General features: G+C 63.5%; 22 protein-coding genes. 12 read left to right on the forward strand and 10 right to left on the reverse strand.

The window, feature by feature from the left end:
• From OJJ21_RS20180 to OJJ21_RS20190, 3 genes are all read right to left on the reverse strand, one after another.
• The gene (locus OJJ21_RS20180) at positions 1-1,173 is read right to left on the reverse strand and encodes a DUF2971 domain-containing protein (RefSeq protein ID WP_297689238.1); all 1,173 of its coding nucleotides are present in this window, start codon (positions 1,171-1,173) and stop codon (positions 1-3) included.
• A 105-nt stretch (positions 1,174-1,278) separates the two neighbouring features.
• A complete protein-coding gene (locus OJJ21_RS20185; protein ID WP_297689240.1) occupies positions 1,279-2,334 on the reverse strand; it encodes an AbrB family transcriptional regulator in 1,056 nt (351 codons plus the stop codon).
• Between the two features lie 16 nt (positions 2,335-2,350).
• Positions 2,351-3,307 carry a succinylglutamate desuccinylase/aspartoacylase family protein gene (locus OJJ21_RS20190; RefSeq protein ID WP_297689242.1) on the reverse strand — a complete coding sequence of 319 codons (957 nt, stop codon included), beginning with the start codon at positions 3,305-3,307 and terminating at the stop codon, positions 2,351-2,353.
• Positions 3,308-3,448: 141 nt separating this feature from the next.
• Here OJJ21_RS20190 and OJJ21_RS20195 point away from each other — a divergent pair, with 141 nt between their 5' ends.
• From OJJ21_RS20195 to OJJ21_RS20205, 3 genes are read left to right on the forward strand one after another with little or no spacing between them, the layout of a single operon-like run.
• Positions 3,449-3,664, forward strand: coding sequence for a hypothetical protein (locus OJJ21_RS20195; RefSeq protein ID WP_297689244.1), 216 nt, complete (start codon positions 3,449-3,451; stop codon positions 3,662-3,664).
• A gap of 60 nt (positions 3,665-3,724) precedes the next feature.
• Positions 3,725-5,077 (forward strand): DUF1800 domain-containing protein, encoded by a 1,353-nt coding sequence (locus tag OJJ21_RS20200; protein WP_297689246.1) that lies wholly within the window; start codon positions 3,725-3,727, stop codon positions 5,075-5,077.
• Between the two features lie 2 nt (positions 5,078-5,079).
• Positions 5,080-6,243, forward strand: coding sequence for a DUF1501 domain-containing protein (locus OJJ21_RS20205; RefSeq protein ID WP_297689248.1), 1,164 nt, complete (start codon positions 5,080-5,082; stop codon positions 6,241-6,243).
• 1 nt (position 6,244) lies between these two features.
• Here the strand turns inward: OJJ21_RS20205 and OJJ21_RS20210 are convergent, their stop codons facing one another.
• From OJJ21_RS20210 to OJJ21_RS20230, 5 genes are all read right to left on the reverse strand, one after another.
• Positions 6,245-6,376 (reverse strand): hypothetical protein, encoded by a 132-nt coding sequence (locus tag OJJ21_RS20210; protein ID WP_297689250.1) that lies wholly within the window; start codon positions 6,374-6,376, stop codon positions 6,245-6,247.
• Between the two features lie 6 nt (positions 6,377-6,382).
• The gene (locus OJJ21_RS20215; protein ID WP_297689252.1) at positions 6,383-6,913 is read right to left on the reverse strand and encodes a GNAT family N-acetyltransferase; all 531 of its coding nucleotides are present in this window, start codon (positions 6,911-6,913) and stop codon (positions 6,383-6,385) included.
• Positions 6,914-6,979: 66 nt separating this feature from the next.
• Positions 6,980-7,939 carry a ribonucleotide-diphosphate reductase subunit beta gene (locus tag OJJ21_RS20220; protein WP_297689254.1) on the reverse strand — a complete coding sequence of 320 codons (960 nt, stop codon included), beginning with the start codon at positions 7,937-7,939 and terminating at the stop codon, positions 6,980-6,982.
• Positions 7,940-8,065: 126 nt separating this feature from the next.
• Complete coding sequence (locus OJJ21_RS20225) at positions 8,066-8,512, reverse strand: MarR family transcriptional regulator (RefSeq protein ID WP_297689256.1); 447 nt, start codon at positions 8,510-8,512, stop codon at positions 8,066-8,068.
• Between the two features lie 60 nt (positions 8,513-8,572).
• Positions 8,573-8,995 carry an organic hydroperoxide resistance protein gene (locus OJJ21_RS20230; protein WP_297689258.1) on the reverse strand — a complete coding sequence of 141 codons (423 nt, stop codon included), beginning with the start codon at positions 8,993-8,995 and terminating at the stop codon, positions 8,573-8,575.
• A 377-nt stretch (positions 8,996-9,372) separates the two neighbouring features.
• On the opposite strand from OJJ21_RS20230, the gene OJJ21_RS20235 reads away from it, so the two are divergent.
• Together OJJ21_RS20235 and OJJ21_RS20240 are read left to right on the forward strand one after the other, a co-directional pair.
• Positions 9,373-10,707: a flagellar hook protein FlgE gene (locus tag OJJ21_RS20235; protein ID WP_297689260.1), complete on the forward strand. Its 1,335-nt coding sequence runs from the start codon at positions 9,373-9,375 to the stop codon at positions 10,705-10,707.
• 150 nt (positions 10,708-10,857) lie between these two features.
• Positions 10,858-11,406 (forward strand): hypothetical protein, encoded by a 549-nt coding sequence (locus OJJ21_RS20240; protein ID WP_297689262.1) that lies wholly within the window; start codon positions 10,858-10,860, stop codon positions 11,404-11,406.
• Here OJJ21_RS20240 and OJJ21_RS20245 read toward each other — a convergent pair.
• Positions 11,398-11,799: a VOC family protein gene (locus tag OJJ21_RS20245; RefSeq protein WP_297689264.1), complete on the reverse strand. Its 402-nt coding sequence runs from the start codon at positions 11,797-11,799 to the stop codon at positions 11,398-11,400. The genes OJJ21_RS20240 and OJJ21_RS20245 overlap by 9 nt on opposite strands.
• A 174-nt stretch (positions 11,800-11,973) precedes the next feature.
• Here OJJ21_RS20245 and OJJ21_RS20250 point away from each other — a divergent pair, with 174 nt between their 5' ends.
• The 7 genes from OJJ21_RS20250 to OJJ21_RS20280 all read left to right on the forward strand — a co-directional run bounded on the left by OJJ21_RS20250 (position 11,974) and on the right by OJJ21_RS20280 (position 18,471).
• Positions 11,974-12,285 carry a hypothetical protein gene (locus OJJ21_RS20250; RefSeq protein WP_297689266.1) on the forward strand — a complete coding sequence of 104 codons (312 nt, stop codon included), beginning with the start codon at positions 11,974-11,976 and terminating at the stop codon, positions 12,283-12,285.
• A gap of 400 nt (positions 12,286-12,685) precedes the next feature.
• Positions 12,686-13,675, forward strand: coding sequence for an ABC transporter substrate-binding protein (locus OJJ21_RS20255; protein ID WP_297689268.1), 990 nt, complete (start codon positions 12,686-12,688; stop codon positions 13,673-13,675).
• A 22-nt stretch (positions 13,676-13,697) separates the two neighbouring features.
• Positions 13,698-14,468: an ABC transporter ATP-binding protein gene (locus OJJ21_RS20260; RefSeq protein WP_297689270.1), complete on the forward strand. Its 771-nt coding sequence runs from the start codon at positions 13,698-13,700 to the stop codon at positions 14,466-14,468.
• Positions 14,458-15,279 (forward strand): ABC transporter permease, encoded by an 822-nt coding sequence (locus OJJ21_RS20265; RefSeq protein WP_297689272.1) that lies wholly within the window; start codon positions 14,458-14,460, stop codon positions 15,277-15,279. Before OJJ21_RS20260 ends, OJJ21_RS20265 begins: the two co-directional genes overlap by 11 nt.
• A gap of 11 nt (positions 15,280-15,290) precedes the next feature.
• Positions 15,291-16,826, forward strand: a complete 1,536-nt coding sequence (locus OJJ21_RS20270; protein WP_297689273.1) for an amidohydrolase family protein — start codon at positions 15,291-15,293, stop codon at positions 16,824-16,826.
• 90 nt (positions 16,827-16,916) lie between these two features.
• A complete protein-coding gene (locus OJJ21_RS20275) occupies positions 16,917-17,888 on the forward strand; it encodes an acetamidase/formamidase family protein (RefSeq protein WP_297689274.1) in 972 nt (323 codons plus the stop codon).
• A gap of 184 nt (positions 17,889-18,072) precedes the next feature.
• On the forward strand, positions 18,073-18,471 hold the full coding sequence (locus OJJ21_RS20280; protein WP_297689276.1) for an SPW repeat protein: 399 nt from the start codon (positions 18,073-18,075) through the stop codon (positions 18,469-18,471).
• A 76-nt stretch (positions 18,472-18,547) separates the two neighbouring features.
• On the opposite strand, the gene OJJ21_RS20285 is transcribed toward OJJ21_RS20280, so the two are convergent.
• Entirely contained in the window at positions 18,548-19,102 is a 555-nt protein-coding gene (locus OJJ21_RS20285; RefSeq protein ID WP_297689278.1) for a PAS domain-containing protein, read from the reverse strand.
• Positions 19,103-19,272 lie beyond the last annotated feature (170 nt).

Raw genomic sequence — 19,272 nt, forward strand, 5'->3', positions numbered from 1 at the left:
TCAAATTTGATCGGCAATGAGTTTGTTGTTCATGTCGCGGCGCATCTGAAAGATTGCAATCTGAGGATTTCGATTTCTTGCCATAGCTATAATCTCTTCCTTGTCATTCTCTGACATTAAAATGCCAAGGTAGAGTTCTGTTATTTCTTCAGGATGATATTTATCTGTATTCCATTGTTCACCTTCACGAAGCGGTATTACTAGCCGATACTCCCCTTCGTGTTGCCAAGCCAATGTTTTAGAATAAACAATTTTATCCAGCGCGGCCGTTGCCCGAGCCTGCTGGTTGCCGAATAAAGCTCCTGTAATGAAATCGAGAGAATCCTCATAAAAAGGCGGGCGTGTTTCGCGATATTGGACTGGGCGAAAAAGCTTAAACTTTGAATCTTTTTGCTCGTTGGGTTCAATTCTAAGCGCGATGCCTTTATGGCCTTCGGCATATTCGTGCCACATTTTTTCAGATTCTTTGTGAACAGTAACGCACAAGACGCGATGCTCCTGTAAAAAGCCATTTATGTATCTTATAAAATCGACACAAACTTGGTGCATATGTTCAAGATCATAAACCGGCTCTTGTCCCTCTCTGTTCCATTCGGCCTTAATAATTTCTATTGCATCCGGACGCTCTAGAAATACCCGTTGAAGGATTTCCACCTGCTGTTTCATAGGTGAATCGCAGGTCGGAGGATGATTAACGTGCCTGAATAGTATGTCGGGAAATGCGCTTGAAATTTTTGTGAGTGCGCTTTCAGTGCTTTCCTGAAAAATGCTTTGAACAGTTAGGTCTTCGGCATCATTAAAATCCGAAGGTTTAGCGTGTTTAAAAGTACCGTTTCCGAGCGTGAGCTTTGCACCTCGTGCATCAAGGTACTTGTAAAGTGGTGGAAGGGCCATCTTACATCCCCCTATTGATTTTTTACTTGTGTAAGCCACATCCGGCTTATTGGCTAATTGTTCTTGCCCATCGTGAATCCTCTCCTCCACTGCCGGCCATGCCGGCAGTTTGCGTTTGTATGCAGTCGCAGCGGGACCGAACCGGATCGAACGGGATTCAACTGGATCGAACCGGATCGAACTGGCTCGCAACGGGATCGAACTGGCTCCGAACGGGACGCAACCGGTATCCAACGGGATGCATCCGGCACGGCGGCGCGCAGCGCCGGTGCAATCCAAGTCTCTGATATTCCTTGTCGATCAGAAATTAGTGCGGAATAAGCCCGCGATAAGAGCCGGATAAGCTCGCTATAAGCCGCGCCTAAGCGCCGGCTAAGCCCGCGCTCAGCGCGTTTTCTTCAGCCCGAGCAGCCGGAACACCGGCGGCACGGCAATCACCACCACGGCGATGCGGAAGATATGCATGCTCGCCACGATGGCGACCTCGACGCCCAGCCCGAGCGCCACCAGGCTCATCTCGGCCATGCCGCCGGGCGACAGCACCAGCATCAGCGCTTCGGTCTGGATGCCGGCCCAGTCGGCGAAAGCGACCGTCATGCCGACCGCCACTGCCAGCATGGCGAAGGTGGCGATGGCCGCCCAGGTGGCGATGCGGCCGACTTCCTTCAGTGGCGTGCCGACGAAGCGGCAGCCGAGTGCCGCGCCCAGCACCACCTGCGCGGCCGCCACCAGTTCGGGCGGCGGCGGCGCCTGCGACCAGCCGAACAGGTGCACGATGGCCGAGACCAGCATCGGCCCGACCAGCTGCGCCGCCGGGATGCGCAGGAATTTCGCCGCATACCAGCCGGCGATGCCGCAGGCCACCAGCAGCGCGCCCTCATGCCACGGCAACTGCCAGACATGCGCGCCCTGCGCCATCGGCGGCACGTTCAGGTTTTCCACGAAGCGGAAATACACCGGCACGGTCATCACGGTGAGGAAAACCCGCAGCGCATGGGTCAGGATGATGCTGCGGCCGTCGCCGCCGTAATGCTCGCCCACCAGGGTCATTTCCTGCAGCCCGCCGGGCGCCGCCGAGAAATAGGCGGTCACCGGATCGAGCCGCGCCGCCTTGCGGAAGATCGCGTAGCAGATCGCGGTGACGATCGGGATATAGACCAGCATCAGCACGATCAGCCCGAGCCATTCGCGGGCGCGGTCGATCATCGCCGGCTTGAAGGTGCTGCCCAGCATCACGCCGATCACCACCAGCATCACGGCGCGCAGCCGCGGTTCCACCCGCAGCGTGATGCGCTTGTCCAGCCCGCCCAGCGCCAGCATACCGGTGAAGAACATCGCCCCCAGCATCCAGGCCAGCGGCATGCGCAGATACAGGAACACCGCGCCGCCCGTCGCGCCGATCAGCAGCGCCGGCAGGCTGGAGGCGAGGTTGCGCAGCATGGCGGGACCTTTTCGCTCAGGCGGCGATGTAGCGGCCCAGCCGCACGGCGGTCTGCCCCGGCTTCAGCCGCTTGGTCGGCATGATCAGCACGCAGTTGTCGTAAGGCGTCTTGATCGGCGTGCTGCCGTCATGGGCGATCACCGTGCCGGCCTGCGGAATCGATTCCAGCCCGCTGTAGGGCTGCGCGAAGCTGAAGGTCTCGGTGGCGATGGTGACCGCATCGGTCACCTCGACGAATTTCTGCGGCTGTGCCGGCTGCGGCGCCAGGCCGTGGCGCGCCAGGTCGGCCGCGCTGGCCTGGCCGATCGCATGCAGGAAGCGGAGCATGGTCTCGATGGCGACGGTTTTGCTCGCCTGGTCCCAGTGCTGGCCGCATTCCACCAGCAGGGCATTCTTCGCGCTGTCCGGATCGCCGAAGCCGCCGTAGTCGCGCATGCGCAGGCCGGCCTTGTGGCCCTGGTCGGCCACCACGGTGGCCGGCACGCCGACTTTCGCGGCGAAGTCGCGGCCTTTCTGCAGCGGCCCGGCCAGCATCAGCGGCGGCGAGGGCTGCTGCATCGAATGCAGGTCGAGCAGCAGGTCGATCTCGGCGAGCAGCGGCTCGATCTCGCGGGCGCGGTCGAGTTCGATCGAGCGGCGGCTGCTGTCCAGCGCATTGGAACCCCAGACGCGGTTCATGTCCTCGTCGACGAAGCGCGAGGCGGTCGGCTCCTCGGGATCGAAACGCGTATAGGCGGCGACGTTGCAGAAGATCAGCGTCAGCCGGCCGGCGGCGGGCTGGAATTTCTCGCGGAACAGCAGGTCCAGCGCATGGGCGCCGCAGACCTCGTTGCCATGCACCAGCGCGGTGATCGCCGCCTGCGGACCGGGCTTGCCGGAGTCGAGGATATGGGCATAGGGAATGCCGGTATTGCCTTCGCGGTACAGGGAAATCGGGATCGGCAGGAGCGGATTGGCGGGGAGGGCGGACATGTCTCTCTGGCAAGCTGAATCGAGGCCCCGATGTTATAGCGCCTTCCCCGCCGCCGCGCCCACCCGCAGCGGCAGGTTGCTGGCAGGGTTGAGGAAATTTCCAGCCCGGTTTAGCTTTGCAGCATGACAGCAATCGCCGGCATGTCTCCGATTTCCGCCGCGCTCGGCGGCCTGCGCCGGGCCGACGAGGCGCTGGTTGCCGCGGTGGAGGCGGTCAACAGCGGCAGCCTCGACCTGAACAGCATGGCCGAGGCCGCCGCCCTGCTGAAAGGCGCGGAAATCCAGGCCGGCGCCAGCCTCGCGGTGCTGCGCACCAGCGTCGAGATGGACCGCCACTTCATCGATATCCTGGCCTGAACCGCAGGATCGGTTCGCCGCCGGCGTGCAATGGGGTATCCTGTCCGAAACCGGGGTCCCATGCTGTCAGCCGCCGCCATCCATGCCGCCAACCGCTTCGGGCTGGGCATCCGCCCCGCCGATGCAGCCGGTTTGGATGCTGGCGCGGAGGCCTGGCTGCGACGGCAGATTCCGCCGCAAGGCACGGCCGCGCCGCTGCCGGCAGCCTTCAGCGGATTGCCGAGCGCACAGGCCCGCGCCGCCGGCTTCTATGCCTATCGCCAGGCGCGGCAGCAGGATCAGGCCGAGGCCGAGAAGGCGGCGCGCGAGGTATTGCGCCAGGGCATCCTGGCCGAGATGACCGCGCTGCTGCAGGCCCAGCTGCAGAGCGAAAGCCCCTTCGTCGAACGCTGGGTGCAGTTCTGGGCCAACCATTTCACCGTCTCCGGCCGCGACCAGATCGTGCTGGCGCTGGCCGGTCCCTATGAACGCGAGGCGATCCGGCCCCATGCCTTCGGCCGTTTCGCCGACATGCTGCTCGCCGTCACCGGCCATCCGGCGATGCTGCTCTATCTCGACAATGCCTCGTCCTTCGGCGCCTCCTCGCGCCTGGCCGAGCGGCGGCCGCTCGGCCTGAACGAGAATCACGCCCGGGAAATCCTCGAACTGCACACGGTCGGCCCGGCAGCCGGCTACAGTCAGGCCGATGTGATCGCGCTGGCGAAGATTCTCACCGGCTGGTCGATCGGCCGCGCGCCGCTGGATGGCTGCACGATGGGAGTGTCCTGCTTCCGCCAGGCCATGCACGAGCCATGGTCGCAGACGCTGCTCGGCCAGGAATTCCCGCAGCAGAGCGCCGACCAGGGCGTGGCGGCGCTGCAGATGCTGGCCGGTCATCCCGCCACGGCGCAGCATGTGGCGCAGAAACTGGCGCGCCATTTCATCGCCGACGATCCGCCGCCTGCCGCCGTTGCCGCGCTGGCGAAAAGTTTCCGCGACAGCCGCGGCGACCTGCGCCAGCTGGCGCTCACGCTGATCGCGCTGCCCGAAGCCTGGGACCCGCAATACCGCAAGCTGCGCAATCCGCGCGACCTGATGCTGGCCGCGCTGCGGCTCAGCAACGCGGATATGCCGATGCCGCGCTGCATCGGCCTGTTGCGCCAGTTCGGCCAGGCCCCGTTCCAGGCGCCATCGCCGGCCGGCTGGCCCGACCGCGCCGGCGAGTGGATGGCGCCCGATGCCCTGCGTCAGCGCATCGAGCTGGCCTATGCCATCGCGCAGCGCGCCCGCGATCCCGGCGATCCGCTCGCCCTGTTTGATCTGGCGCTCGGTCCGGTGGCGCGCGTTGACACGCGGCTGGCGGTGCAGCGCGCCGAAAGCCGGCCCGCCGCGGTGGCCACCATCCTGGCCGCGCCGGAATTCCAGTGGAGATGACCGTGCAGTCCACCCGCCGCGATGCATTGCGCTTCCTCGGCCTTGGTTCGGCTGCCGCCATGATGCCGCGCATCGCCTTTGCCGCGGCCGGAACCGAGAAGCGTTTCGTCTTCTTCATCCTGCGCGGCGGCATGGATGGCCTCGCCGCGCTGATCCCGGTGGGCGATCCGGGTTATGCGCGGGTGCGTGGCGAATTCCTCGGCCAGCAGGCGCCGCTGATGCTGGACAGTGTCTTCGGACTGCATGCCAGCCTGGCGCCGCTGAAACGCCATTACGATGCGGGCGATCTGCTGCCGCTGCATGCCGTCGCCAGCAGTCATCGCGAGCGTTCGCATTTCGCCGCGCAGGATGTGCTGGAAGCCGGGCTCGACCGGCCGAATTCCAACAGCACCGGCTGGCTCAACCGCCTGCTGGCCGAACATGAACGCACCACCGGCCGCAGAAAGCAGGGGCTGGCGATCGGCGCCACGGTGCCGTTTGCCCTGCGCGGCCCGGTCGCCATCAATTCCTCAGCACCCGATACGCTGCCCGGCGCGCCGGCGGCCTTCGTCGATCGCATGATGGCGCTGTGGAGCGAGGATGTCGTGCTCGGCCAGGCGATGGCCACGGATCAGAATGCGGCGGCGATGGAGCCGCGCGAGATGGCGCGCGCCGGCAACCTGCAGGCCGTTGTCAACCTGGCGCGGCTGGCGGCCGAACGGCTGGCGCAACCGGCCGGGCCGCGCATCGCGGTGATCGAGATGAACGGCTTTGACACCCACAGCGCCGAAGCCAACCGGCTGGTGCAGCAGTTCAATGCGCTGTCGCAGGCGCTGGATGCGCTCGCCGACGGATTGAAACCGGTCTGGCGCCACACCGCGATCCTGGCGGTGAGCGAATTCGGCCGCACTGCCTCGCCCAACGGCTCGGGCGGCACCGATCATGGCACCGGTGGTGCCGGTTTCCTGCTCGGCGGCGCGGTGAAGGGCGGGCGCGTCCATGCCGACTGGCCGGGGCTCAGGCCGGCGCAGCTCTATCAGGGCCGCGACGTGATGCCGACGCTGAGCCTGACGGCGCTGTACAAGGCGCTGGCAGCGGCGCATTTCGGCCTCGACGGCAGTGCCGTCATGGCGCGGCTGTTCCCCGACGATAATGGCGTGCCGGCGGCGGATATCCTGCGCGGCTGAGTTATTCGGGCTCGGTCAGCGCCATCTTGCGGCGCCAGTCGAGGCCGCGGAACAGGGCCGGCTTGCCGCGCAGCTGAAGACCAGCCGTGGCACGCTGCGCCGTGCGCCGCGACCTGCTGTCGCCGGCCAGCAAGGCGGCCTAGGCCGCCGCCTCTCTGGTCAGAGGGCGTCGCATCGCCACGCGCTGGCTGACATCGAGTCCGGCCTGCTGCTGGCGCGCGATCACGAAACGCAAATCCGGCCCGATCGCGTCATCCGGGATGATGGTAAAGCCCAGGCGGGCGTAATAGGGCGCGTTCCACGGCACATGGCGGAAGGTGGTCAGGGTCAGCGCGGCAAGACCCAGCCCCTTTGCCAGCCGGTCGGCGGCGGCGAGCAGCGGCACCGCCAGGCGGTTCCCGGCATGATCGGGATGTACGTTGAGTTCCTGCACATACAGGTCCTCGTCGAGTTCGCTGCAGAGCAGGAAGCCGATCGGATGGTCGGTCTGGTCGACGGCGACGAAGAGGCAGCCGTCGCCGACCGCGTCGCGCAGGTCGTCGCCATGCGTGGGTTCGAAAGTGGCCACGCCGGGATGGCCGGCGGCAATGAAAGCCTGCCCTGCGGCACGTTCGATCTCGCGCAGCAGGTCGGCTTCGGCGCGGCGGCCCGGGCGGATGCTGTAGGTCATGCTGGCATTATAACAAAACGGCCGGGACATGCCCGGCCGTTCTGCTGTCCGAAAGGAAAATCGCGCTCAGGCGAAGGCTTCTTCCCAGCTGCCCTGGGTCGACGCCTTGGAATATTCGGTGGCGCGGTTTTCGAAAAAGTTGGTGTGTTCCACGCCGTTGAGGATCGCATCCAGCCAGGGCAGCGGATTCTTCTCCACCCGATACATCGGCTGCAGGCCGAGCTGCAGCAGGCGGCGGTCGGCGGTCCAGCGGATATAGTCCTTCACTTCCTGCCCCGTCAGGCCCTGCACGCCCTCGATCTCGAAAGCGAGGTCGATGAAGGCATCCTCATGGTCGACGATGGTGGAGCAGGCGACGTAGAGATCGCGCTGGAACTCCTCGTTCCAGACTTCCGGATTCTCGTCCACGAAGGTGCGGAACAGCTTGATGATCGAGTTGGTGTGCAGGCTTTCGTCGCGCACGCTCCACGAGATGATCTGGCCCATGCCCTTCATCTTGTTGAAGCGCGGGAAGTTCAGCAGGATCGCGAAAGAGGCGAACAGCTGCAGGCCTTCGGTGAAGGCGCCGAACACGGCCAGCGTCTTGGCGATGTCGGCCTTGGTCTCGACGCCGAACTGCTGCATGTAGTCGTACTTGTCCTTCATCTCCTTGTAGCGGAGGAAGGCCGAATACTCTTCTTCGGGCATGCCGATGGTGTCGAGCAGATGCGAATAGGCCGCGATATGCACCGTCTCCATGTTGGAGAAGGCGGCCAGCATCATCTGCACTTCGGTCGGCTTGAACACCCGCGCATAGTGCTTCATGTAGCAGTTGTTCACTTCCACATCGGCCTGGACGAAGAAGCGGAAAATCTGCGTCAGCAGGTTCTTCTCGCCCGGGGTCAGCTTTTTCTGCCAGTCCTTCACATCGTCGGCGAGCGGCACTTCCTCGGGCAGCCAGTGCACGCGCTGCTGGGTCATCCAGGCTTCGTAGGCCCACGGATACTTGAAGGGCTTGTAGACCGGCTTGGAGTCGAGCAGCGACATGGGTTCCTCACTCTGATTCTGAGCGGGCAATATCGCAATATCTGGTGGGTCCAGCAAGCCCAAACCCCCTACGGGTGGGGCTCAAGCTGTGGATATTTGCCCCGGCGAACCAGCCTGAACTGTGGATTACTCGGCTTTTGACGCCATCAGCCCGTCGGCGAGGCCGCGCAGCTCGGTACGCAGGCGGCCGATCGCGGCGCGGTCCAGCGGCAGCAGGCAGCCCAGATCGCTGTGCACCTTGCGCATGGCGGCCTTCAGCCTGCGGCCCTCGGCGGTGAGGGCGATGACGACCTGGCGCTCGTCGTCCGGGTCGCGGGCGCGCTGCAGCCGCCCGGCCTGTTCCATGCGTTTGAGCATGGGGGTGAGTGTGCCGGAATCGAGATGCAGCCGCTCGCCGATCTGCTTCACCGTCAGCCCGTCCTGTTCCCACAGCACCAGCATGACCAGATACTGCGGATAGGTGAGGCCGAGCGGCTCCAGCCTGTCGCGATACAGCCGGCCCATCGCATTGGACGCGGCATAGAGCGCGAAGCAGAGCTGGTTGTCGAGCTTGAGCTGGTCGTCAGCGGACATGGGATTCCCGGGCGATTAGGCGGCGCCGGAACCATATGGCCCGGCGCCGCGAGTCGCAGTTTACACAGTCGTTTCGAGCGTCGCCTCGATATTGCCCCTGGTGGCCTTCGAATACGGGCAGACCTGGTGCGCGGCGGCGACCAGCGCCTCGGCCTGGGCCTTGTCCATGCCCGGCAGGGCGACGGCGATCTTCGCATTCAGACCGAAGCTGGTCTCGTCCTTGCCGATGCCGATGGTCACCGTGACGGTGTTGCCGGCGGGCAGGGCGACCTTCTGGTTGCGAGCGACCAGGCCGAGCGCGCCCTGGAAGCAGGCGGCATAGCCGCTGGCGAAGAAGGTTTCCGGGTTGGCGGCATTGCCGGGGCCGCCCAGTTCCTTGGGCATGGCCAGCGTCATGTCGATGATGCCGTCGGCCGAGGTGACCTTGCCGGAGCGGCCGCCGGTGGCGGTGGCGGAGGTGGTATAGAGCGGGGTGATGGACATGGGTGTTCTCCTCTTCAGCCAGCGGTCGGGAAGGAGGGCGGGTGCCGCTGGCGAGAAGAGACATAGCGAACAATTAAATTGTGTACAAGTTAAATTGCCGTGACGACGGTCACCGGGCGATGCAGGCTTGTTAACCAATTCGGTTGCATCAGCCTGCGAGTGATAAACATAAGGCTGTGTTCCTGCGCGCTGGGCACAAACAGCCCTGCCAAGTCATTGATGAACCGGTAGGATTTTCCCTGTTTGTAACCGGGCAGGGTAAAGTCGCATTAACCTTTTGGTAATTTTTCTTAACATTTCAACCGGTAACAAAATTTCGGCCGGTGGCACTCCGATTGCAATGCGGGGCTCCAGACAACTGGAGGGGAGCGTTTCGCATGTCGATCAGTGGTGCATTGCAGGCCGGGATTGCAGGGATGAATGCGCAGGCCGCCGCCATCGGCTTCATTGCCGACAACGTCGCCAATGCCAGCACCCCTGGCTACAAGGGAGTGCAGTCGCGCTTCCAGACCCTGGTGACCAATTCGAGCGCGCAGTCGAACACGCATTCCCCGGGTGGCGTGCTCAACCAGCCCTATTTTTCCAACAGCGTCCAGGGCGCCATCACGCAGGTGGCGTCCACGACATCGATTGCGATTGCCGGCAGCGGCTTTCTGCCGGTCTCGAAGGCCACCGGAATCAATCCTGCAACCGGGCTGCCGACATTCGAGACGACGGACTATTTCACGCGCGTCGGCGATTTCACGCAGAATGCGCAGGGCTATCTGGTGAATTCGTCCGGCTACTATCTGCAGGGCTGGCCCGTCGATCCGGCCACCGGGGTGGCCGATACGTCGCGGGCGACGGAAGTGCGGGTCTCTGATCTGCTCGATGCGCCGGTGCGGACCAGCAGGGTGGATTATGCGGCGAACCTGCCGTCGGAAGCGCTCGGTTCCGGCGGCGGTCTGCCTGCGGAGCTGCCCGCCAATTCCATTCAGGTCTACGACGCACTGGGCAACGAGCGCACGCTGAGTCTGACCTGGACCAGGATCGGCGCCGGCCAGTGGACGCTGGAAGTCGATGCGCCCGGCAGCACGCCGGCAAATCTGGGGCCGGCGACCGTGGAGTTCGGCGGATCGCTGGGCATGGGGCCGGTCGCAGCCGGCACGATTTCCGCTCTGGCGACGGCCGGCGGCCTGACGGGAACGCCGGCAGCCGTGAACGGCGATGCATCCTTCTCATTCAATCTCAATTTCGGTTCCGGCAACCAGACCATCCAACTCGACCTCGGCGCCTATGGAAATACGAACGGCACCACCCAGTTTGCCAGCGACACGCTGACGCTGAATAACTTCCAGCAGAACGGCGCGCCGCAGGGCAATTTCAAAAGCCTCGCCATCGACGACAGCGGCGCGGTCATCGTCACCTTCGACAATGGCAACGTTCGAAAGCTGTATCAGGTGCCGATCGTGACCTTTGCAAATCCGGACGAACTCGACCGGGCGGACGGCAACACCTTTGTCGCGACTCCGGCCTCCGGGGCGGCTGTGTGGAAGTTTCCCGGCGACAGCGGCGCGGGCGATATCGTGTCGGCCGCGATCGAAGGTTCCAACGTGGATATTGCCGAGGAATTCGCGAAGCTGATCGTGGCGCAGCGGGCCTATTCGGCGAATGCGCGGATCATCACGGCGGCGGATGAGCTGCTTCAGGAAATCATCAATATCAGACGCTGAAGGATAGGGTCTTCGGGTACAACGGTCCAACGGAACAGGGAGTGGGCCGGCGGCAACACGGGTGCAGATGCGGGGGGATTCATCCAGCCCGTTGATCTACATCATCGGCCCGCCGGGATTATCAAGAGATAACTCCTGTCGTATTCACCGATGCGCCAGACCCTTGCCATGAACGCCGCCTTCCAGCCGCTGGACTTGCCGCAGCGAAATATCGCCGCGCTGAACAGCTATCTGACCAAGGTGCAGTCGCCGCGGCTGGCAGCCTTCATCCGTTATATGCTGGAGATTCATCCCGCCGACCGGTTGCCGGGCAGGGACGATTTCGATCCGATGAAGATTCCCGTCCTGCTGTCGGGCGTTGTGCTGGTTGCCGTGGAGCGCAGCGCGGGTCGCGTGCGGTTCCAGATGAAGGTGGTCGGCCAGAATGTGATGGATGCCTCTCCTGTTCCGACCAGGAACCGTTATCTTGACGACATCGTCGCCGAGCTGCCGGGGGCCGGCATCATCATCGACAGCCGAATGAAAGTTCTGGAAACCGGCCATGCCTATCTGCGGCAGGGGCCGCCGACCATGCCGTTTACCTTCAGGATGACGATACTGGAATATGTCCATTGCCCGCTGGCCGCAGACGGCTGCACCATCGACCAGATCGTGTCGTTCTTCAGCTATCGCGGCGACGACGAGCTGCCCTCACGGTAGTCCGCCGGCATATACGAAGCACAGCTTGTTGCCCTCGGGGTCGCGGCAATAGGCGCCATAATAATCGTCATTGTAATTCGGCCGCAGGCCGGGGGCGCCTTCATCGATGCCGCCGTGGGCCAGCGCGGTTTCCCAGGCCAGCCGCACCGCCATCTGCGAAGGGGCTGCAAACGACACCTGCCAGCCGTTGCCCCAGGTGGCCGGCAGTCCGTTGAACGGCAACTGGACGACGAATTGCGGCCAACGCTGTCCCTGGCGCTGCCAGATCGCCCCTGGCGGACCGCCGTCAGGCTCGACCGGCTGGCGCTGCAGTCCGACATGCGCAAGCACCATGTCATAGAACGCAATCATGCGATCGAGATCGCGGGCACCGACCTGAATATGGCTGAACATGCGGGCCTCCTTCCTGTGTTGAACAATTCCAAGACCGGAATCGCGACATCGTCATCCTTGGCCGGAAATCAAATCCGTCACGCCAGCTTTAAAAAATGATCACGGAACAGGCAGACGATCATCGTCGTTAAGCGCGCCGACAAAACAAGGATTGCATGCCCGGGAGGACGGATCATGGCGACCTACTATTTCATTATTGCGGAAGACGATCTCTGGTGGGTGCGCGTCAAGGGCAGGAGTTATGGCGGTTTCCTGCTGCGCGGCCATGCCGTTAAACAGGCCATTCATTCGGCGCGTCGATGCAGTGGTGACGCCTATGTCGTTGTGCAGGAACCGGCTTTCCGCTGGCGCGTCGAATGGACGAACCGAAGCTCTGCTGCTGTGCCGGATGACGCCCTGATCGCCGAGAAAATCCAGCCCGCTGCCATCGACCGGAACCGGCGGTCGCCGGCATACAGTCCTGCCGCGCCGCAATCGGCTGACTGACGGCTCAGCTTCGTTGCAGTAGGCATGCGGATCGCTCTTCGGCCAGGCTGCCCGAGCACCGCACCATCGTTGAAACCCTGAAGTCCGGTGGCCGCAGACGGCTGCACCATCGACCAGATCGTGTCGTTGTTCAGCTATCGCGGCCACAAGGGCACGCCGGACTGACAGACACATCGCACGTAATCTGTGCAGATTATGCGCTGTCTGCAAAGATGATGGGCAGATTTCGGCTGCCTTCGCCCGTACCCATAACGGCAGATTAAGGGCAAGGCGCAAATCGGCATACGACATCCCTGACATGCTCGGTCACCCTAGACGCTGAAACCGGCGATCCCTGCGCGATCCTCTCTGATCGTAAGCAGTCATCGACGGCGACATCGGTAACCAAGGGGAATCGACAATGATCACGCATACGATGCAGAAGGTGCTTTGTGCGGCTGCGCTGATTGCGCTGCCGTTTTCGGCCACGGCAGCCGACAAGGTCCGTTTCCAGACAGATTGGCTTCCGTCCGGCGAACACGCGATGTTCTACGGCGGCTGGCAGAAGGGCATTTACGCCGCCGAAGGCATCGACGTCACCATCACGCGCGGCTATGGCTCGGGCGATACGGTGACCAAGCTGGCCGGCGGTGCCGCCGATTTCGGCATCGCCGATCTGGGCGCGGTGCTCACCGCGCGGGCGCGGGCGAATGTTCCGGTCAAGGCGATTGCCATCAACTACCAGTTTTCCCCGCATTCGCTGTTTGTGCTGAAAAGCTCCGGGATTACCAGTTTCAAGCAGATGCAGGGCAAGAAGATCAGCACCACGCCCGGCAATTCGCACCAGCTGTATTTCCCCAAGGTGGCGGAGCTGGCGGGCGCCGATCCCAGCAAGATCACCTGGGTCAACATGGACGGCGGGGCGATGGCCGCGCAGCTGATCGCCAAGAATATCGATGCGGCGCCGTTCTATTCGATCCACCACTACTATCAGAACAAGGCTGCCATGGCGGCCAAGGAAGAGATCGTTGTGCTGCCGTTCGTGGAGACCGGCTTTGCCATCTATGCGGCAACCGTGATCGCAACCGACAAGATGATTGCCGAGAAGCCGGACGTGACCAAGCGGTTCCTGCTGGCGACGCGCAAGGCCTATGAATGGGCCCACGCCAACCCCGAAGAGGCCTGCAAGGCGCATGTCGAGAAGATTCCGGAAGTGGCGCTGGATGACTGCATCGGCAGCGTGAAGGCGACCACCAAGTTCGTCTTCGCCGACTACAACAAGACCGCCGGCTACGGCAAGGAAACCGCCGAACGCCTGAACTTCACCTGGCAGGTGGTGGCGGAGTCGCAGAATCTGGACAAGTCGTGGAATCCGGCCCAGGCGGTGGATACCAGCCTTCTGAGCAAGTAACGCAGTCAGCGGGGGATCGGTCGTGATCACGATTGACCGCGCATCCAAGGTTTTCCTGACGCGCGACGGTGAAGACATCGTCGCGCTGAAGGATGCCTCGCTCACCATCGGCGACTGCGAGTTCATCGCCCTGGTCGGTCCCTCCGGTTGCGGCAAATCCACCTTACTGCGCCTGATCGGCGGCCTGCTGCCGCTCAGCGGCGGAACCATCACCATGGATGGCGCCAAGGTCACCGGGCCGCGCGAAGACACCGGCATCGTGTTCCAGGCGCCAACCCTGCTACCCTGGGCGACGATCAAGGACAATGTGCTGTTTCCGCTCAGCCTGATGGGCAAGCTGCAGCCCGACAGCAAGGCCAAGGCCGGCCAGTTGCTTGAGATGGTCGGCCTCGGCGGCTTCGAGCAGAAATATCCGCGCGAACTCTCTGGCGGCATGCAGCAGCGCGCCGCGATCTGCCGTGCGTTGCTGCACGATCCTTCCGTGCTGCTGATGGACGAACCCTTCGGTGCGCTGGATGCCCTGACCCGGGAAGAGATGACGCTTGAACTGCTGCGCATCTGGACCGAGCGGCCGAAGACCATTGTCTTTGTCACGCATTCGATATCGGAGGCGGTGCTGCTGGCCGACCGCGTGGTGGTGATGTCGCCCCGCCCGGGCCAGATCGTCGAGATCATCGATGTGCCATTGTCGCGGCCGCGCAGCTTCGACCAGGAGGGCAGCGATGAGTTCCAGCGCTGCGCCCGCCGGATCCGCGAACTGATCTTCGGCCGGAGGGATGCCCGTGCAGCCTGACGCCATCGCTCTCCCGACGCCGGCACCGCGCCGGAAGAAGCCGGCGCTGTGGCGCAGGACCCAGGAATTCTGGTTGCCGCTCGTTGTCCTTACGCTCCTCGTTCTGGCCTGGGAAATCGCCTGCCGGGTCTTTGGTGTGCCGGCCTACCTGCTGCCCAGCCCCAGCGCGATCTGGGGCGAAACCTGGGCCATGCGCATGCAGGTGCTGACCCATGCCGGCGCCACGTTCACAACCGTCATGGTCGGTTTCCTGGTGTCGGTGGCGATCAGCCTGCCGCTGGCGGTGGCGCTGACATCCTCGCGGATGATCGCCAATGCGATCTATCCGATCCTGATCCTGACCCAGTCGATCCCCAAGGTGGCACTGGCGCCGATCCTGGTGGTCGTGCTGGGCGCCAACGAACTGCCGCGCATCGTCATCACCTTCCTGGTCGCGTTCTTCCCTCTGGTGCTGTCCTGCGCCGCCGGCCTGCTGGCGGTGCCGCCGGAACTACTGGAGCTTGGGCGAGCCTGTCGCGCATCCAAATGGCAGGAGCTGGTCCGCATCCGGCTGCCCTTTGCCATGCCGATTGTGTTCAGCGGCCTCAAGGCGGCGATTGCCCTGGCAGTGGTGGGCGCCGTGGTGGCGGAGTTCGTCAATGCCGATCGCGGCCTGGGCTATCTGATCGTCAGCGCGACGGCATTTTTCAAGGTGCCGCTGGCCTGGGGTGCGCTTATCCTGCTGTCCTTCATGGGTATCGTGCTGTTCCAGATTGTCGTCGCCGTCGAACGCATTCTGGTTCCCTGGTCGAACGATAACGGAAAACTGTGAGGACATCGGGTATGGCAAAGCGCAAGACGATCATCCGTGGCGGCAAAATCGTCAACATCGCCAAGCATCGCGCCGATGCGGCCGATATCCTGATCGCCGGCGACACCATCGTTGAGATCGGCAAACCCGGCATGCCGGCGCCGGCCGATGCCATCGTGATCGACGCGCGCCGCCGCCTGCTGCATCCCGGCCTGATCAATGCGCATACCCATGGCCATGGCAATCTGGCCAAGGGCATGGGCGACCGCTGGACGCTGGAACTGCTGCTCACCGCCGGACCGGCGATCAGCGGCAACCGCACGCTGGACGACAAATATCTCACCACGCTGATCGGCGCGGCCGAAGGGCTGCTGAAAGGCTGCACGGCGGTTTACGATCTGACCGTTGAGTTCCCCATGCCGTCGGTGGAGGGCCTGCAGGCCTGTGCCCAGGCCTATGCCGATGCGGGCATGCGTGCCGTGGTCGCCCCGATGGTGGCCGACCGCACCTTCTTCGAGGCGGTGCCGGGCCTGATGGAGCGCCTGACGCCCGGCCTGCAGAAGGATGTCGAGCGGCTCCGGCTCGCGCCCTATAAAACCAGCGTGAAGGCGATCCGCAAGGCGCTGAAGGCGTGGAATTACGATCACGACCTGGTGCGGCCCGCCGTTGCGCCCACCATTCCGCATCACTGCTCGGACGAGTTCATCGCCGATTGCGTGCGGATCGCCCGCGATTTCGATGTCGCCATGCACAGTCATGTTTCGGAATCCAAGCTGCAGGTCATCGCCGGCTACAAGCGCTATGGCAAATCGCTGACCAGTCACATGGACGACATGGGCGCAGTCGGTCCGGACTTCACCGTCGCCCATGGCGTCTGGCTGGATGACGACGACATGAAGCGGCTGGGCGACAAGGGTGCCTCGGTGGCGCACAACCCCGGCAGCAACATGCGGCTGGGCAGCGGCCTGGCCGATGTGATCGGCATGCTGCGCCGCAAGGTCAATCTGGGTATCGGTACCGATGGCGCCAACTGCTCGGACAACCAGAATATGTATGAATCGATGCGGCTGGCCTCGATGGTGTCGAAGGTGCGCGGCCCCGATATCGCCGACTGGCTCACCACCGACCAGATTCTGGAAGCCGCGACAGTCGGCAGTGCCAAGGCGCTCGGCTTCGAAGGCAAGCTGGGGCGGATCGAGAAGGGCTACAAGGCCGATATCGTTTTCCTCGATCTCGACAGCATCAACTGGATTCCGTTCAACGACCCGGTCAACCAGCTGGTGCATACCGAGGATGGCACATCGGTCGATGCCGTGATGGTCGGCGGCAAGATGGTGGTGGAAAATCGCAAGCTGGTGAATGTCGATCTGGCCAAGCTGGCCAAGCAGGCCGAGACCGCGCGTGCCCGGCTGGAGGCGATCAACAAGCCCAACCGCCTGCTGTACGACAAGCTGGAAAAGACCGTAGCCAGCTATTGCAGCGGCCTGTGCAAGGAACCGCTGCATATCCATCGCTACGGCGCGCCGCTCGGCAACCACAGCCATGGCCACAAACACAAACATCACTGAGATCGAAACGTCACTGAGATCGCCAGTAGGCAGCCGGATCGGTGATCGGTTACGCTGCGGTCAGCCTTAACCAGACAGCAGACGCGCAGCATGACCGATCACCGGCTTGAACCGACCCCCTATACCGTTCACTGGGGCTTCTTCGACGCCACCTTGCAGCCGGTGCTGACCGTGGCCTCGGGCGAACGCGTCACCATCCGTACGGTATCGGGCGGTGCCGATGTCATCCCGCCCGACAATGCCGGCCTGGCCGTGCTGCCCGAGCATCGCACCATCGTCGAAACCCTGAAGCCGGTACTGCCCGGCCATATCCTCACCGGCCCGGTCGCCATCGAAGGTGCGATGCCGGGCGATGTGCTGGAGGTGCGGATCGAGGATGTGCGGCTGATCCAGGACTGGGGCTGGAATGCCAACCGGCCGCTGCGCGGTTCTCTGCCCCATCGCTTCCCCGAGGGCCGCCTGCTGCAGATTCCGATCAACCGCAATGCGATGACGGCGACCTGCCCCTGGGGGTCGGTGGTGCCGCTGCGGCCCTTCTTCGGCGTGATGGGCGTGGCGCCGCCGGCGCATTACGGCCGCGTCTCCACCATCGAGCCGCGCGAATACGGCGGCAATATCGACAATCGCGAACTGATCCCGGGCACCACGCTGTATCTGCCGGTCTTCGTGCCGGGCGCGCTGTTTTCCACCGGCGACGGCCATGCCTGCCAGGGCGACGGCGAGGTGAATCTGACGGCGCTGGAGACCGCGCTGGAAGGCGATTTCACTTTCGTGCTGCACAAGCAGCGCCGCCTGCCGCGGCCGCGCGCCGTCACGCCGACACATCTGATCACCATGGCCTTCGATCCCGATCTCGACGATGCGGCGACCCGGGCGCTGGAAGACATGATCGATGCCCTGGGCAGCATTGCCGGCCTGGCGGCGAATGACGCCTACGCGCTGTGCAGCCTGGCCTGCGATCTGCACATCACCCAGCTGGTGGACGGGAACAAGGGCGTGCATGCCATGCTGGCCTTCGATCTGCTGCCGCAGGTGAAGCGGTCGGCCATCGCCGGGTTTTAGCCGGATTCCGGGGCCTTTCCGGCGGCTTAAAAAAGACATACTGCAGGGCTAGGCTGCTGCCCGGTCGCGCACACGGCCCTATATCGCAAACTGAACCGTGCGAAATGCACGGGAAGCCGCCGTCGCACGGCCTTTTCAGCGGGATGACCGGCATCAACCGGCGTGATCCCGGAGGAGGAGCGCCATGGCTCATGTCACCCATCATCATCCGCCCGGGTCTCATCAACCCGGGCATCATGCCGTCAGGGTAAAAACACGCCGCTGGCAGGACTGGGCCAATATGGTCCTCGGCCTGGTACTGGTGGCATCACCCTGGTTGCTGCAATTCACCGGCCTGGAGGCGGCCACCCTGAACGCCGTGATCATCGGCTTCCTGATCTTTGCGCTGTCGGCCCTGGCGCTAACCCTGCTCGATCGCTGGGAAGCCTATATCAGCGGTCTGCTCGGCCTCTGGGCTGCCCTGTCCCCCTGGCTGATCGGCTTTACTGCCTATGACATGGCGATGATCGCCCATGTCGGATTGGGCGCGCTGGTGGTTGTGACCGCTGCCATCGAGATCTGGCAAACCGGCATCCGCGCATAACACGAAAAAAGGGCCCGCGTGACTGCGGGCCCAGTCGATGATGTCACGCCCGGGAGGAGGGCGCGCATCGTGGGAATCAGGCGGCGCGACACGCAGCCGGTTCATCCATCATGGCGAGCGACAGCACGAACTGGTCGTAGCCCTGGCCGCGGCTGGCCAGCATCTGATCCAGTATCTGGCGGCTCCTGACGAGACCGTCCTGGGGTGTGGCTGCCGAGGTTTCGATGCGGCGCATCTCGCGATAAATCGGCTCGATGGCGGCAATGCTTTCTGGGCTGGCCGCCCGGCGACAACACTGGTAGCCGGCAGCACGCCCGGAGCGGTCGGCATTCACCGTCCAGTGTGCCAGCGTCCAGTAATAATCCCCATTCCTGGCCAGGTTCTTCAGATAGCCGAAAACTTCGCGGCCGGCGTTCAGGCGCTGCCAGACCAGTTCGAAGATGACAGCCGGCATATCCGGATGGCGAAGAATGTCATGCGGATGCCGCAGCACATCGTGCTCGTGGCAGGCATGGGTCCGGCAGAAAGCGTCATTGGCATAAGTGATGATGCCCTGTGTGTCGGCCATGGTGATCAGCAGGTCGTCGCCGGCGATCCGGCGTTGGCGGTTGAGCGGCGTAACAATGGTCATTGGCGTGTTCCTAGCTGAGAGGTGACATCAGCAGTGAAACACGCAACACGAGAACGCGGGCCTTAACAGTTGATTAGGGCATGCTTAAAAACCGGTTATTCCTGCGGATTTATCACCCATCTTTGGTTGTGATGCGATGGGGTTGCGAGGAGGCAATAAAAAAAGCCCGG

It is taken from the genome of Ferrovibrio sp. (assembly GCF_025869515.1).
Taxonomy (GTDB): Bacteria; Pseudomonadota; Alphaproteobacteria; order Ferrovibrionales; family Ferrovibrionaceae; genus Ferrovibrio.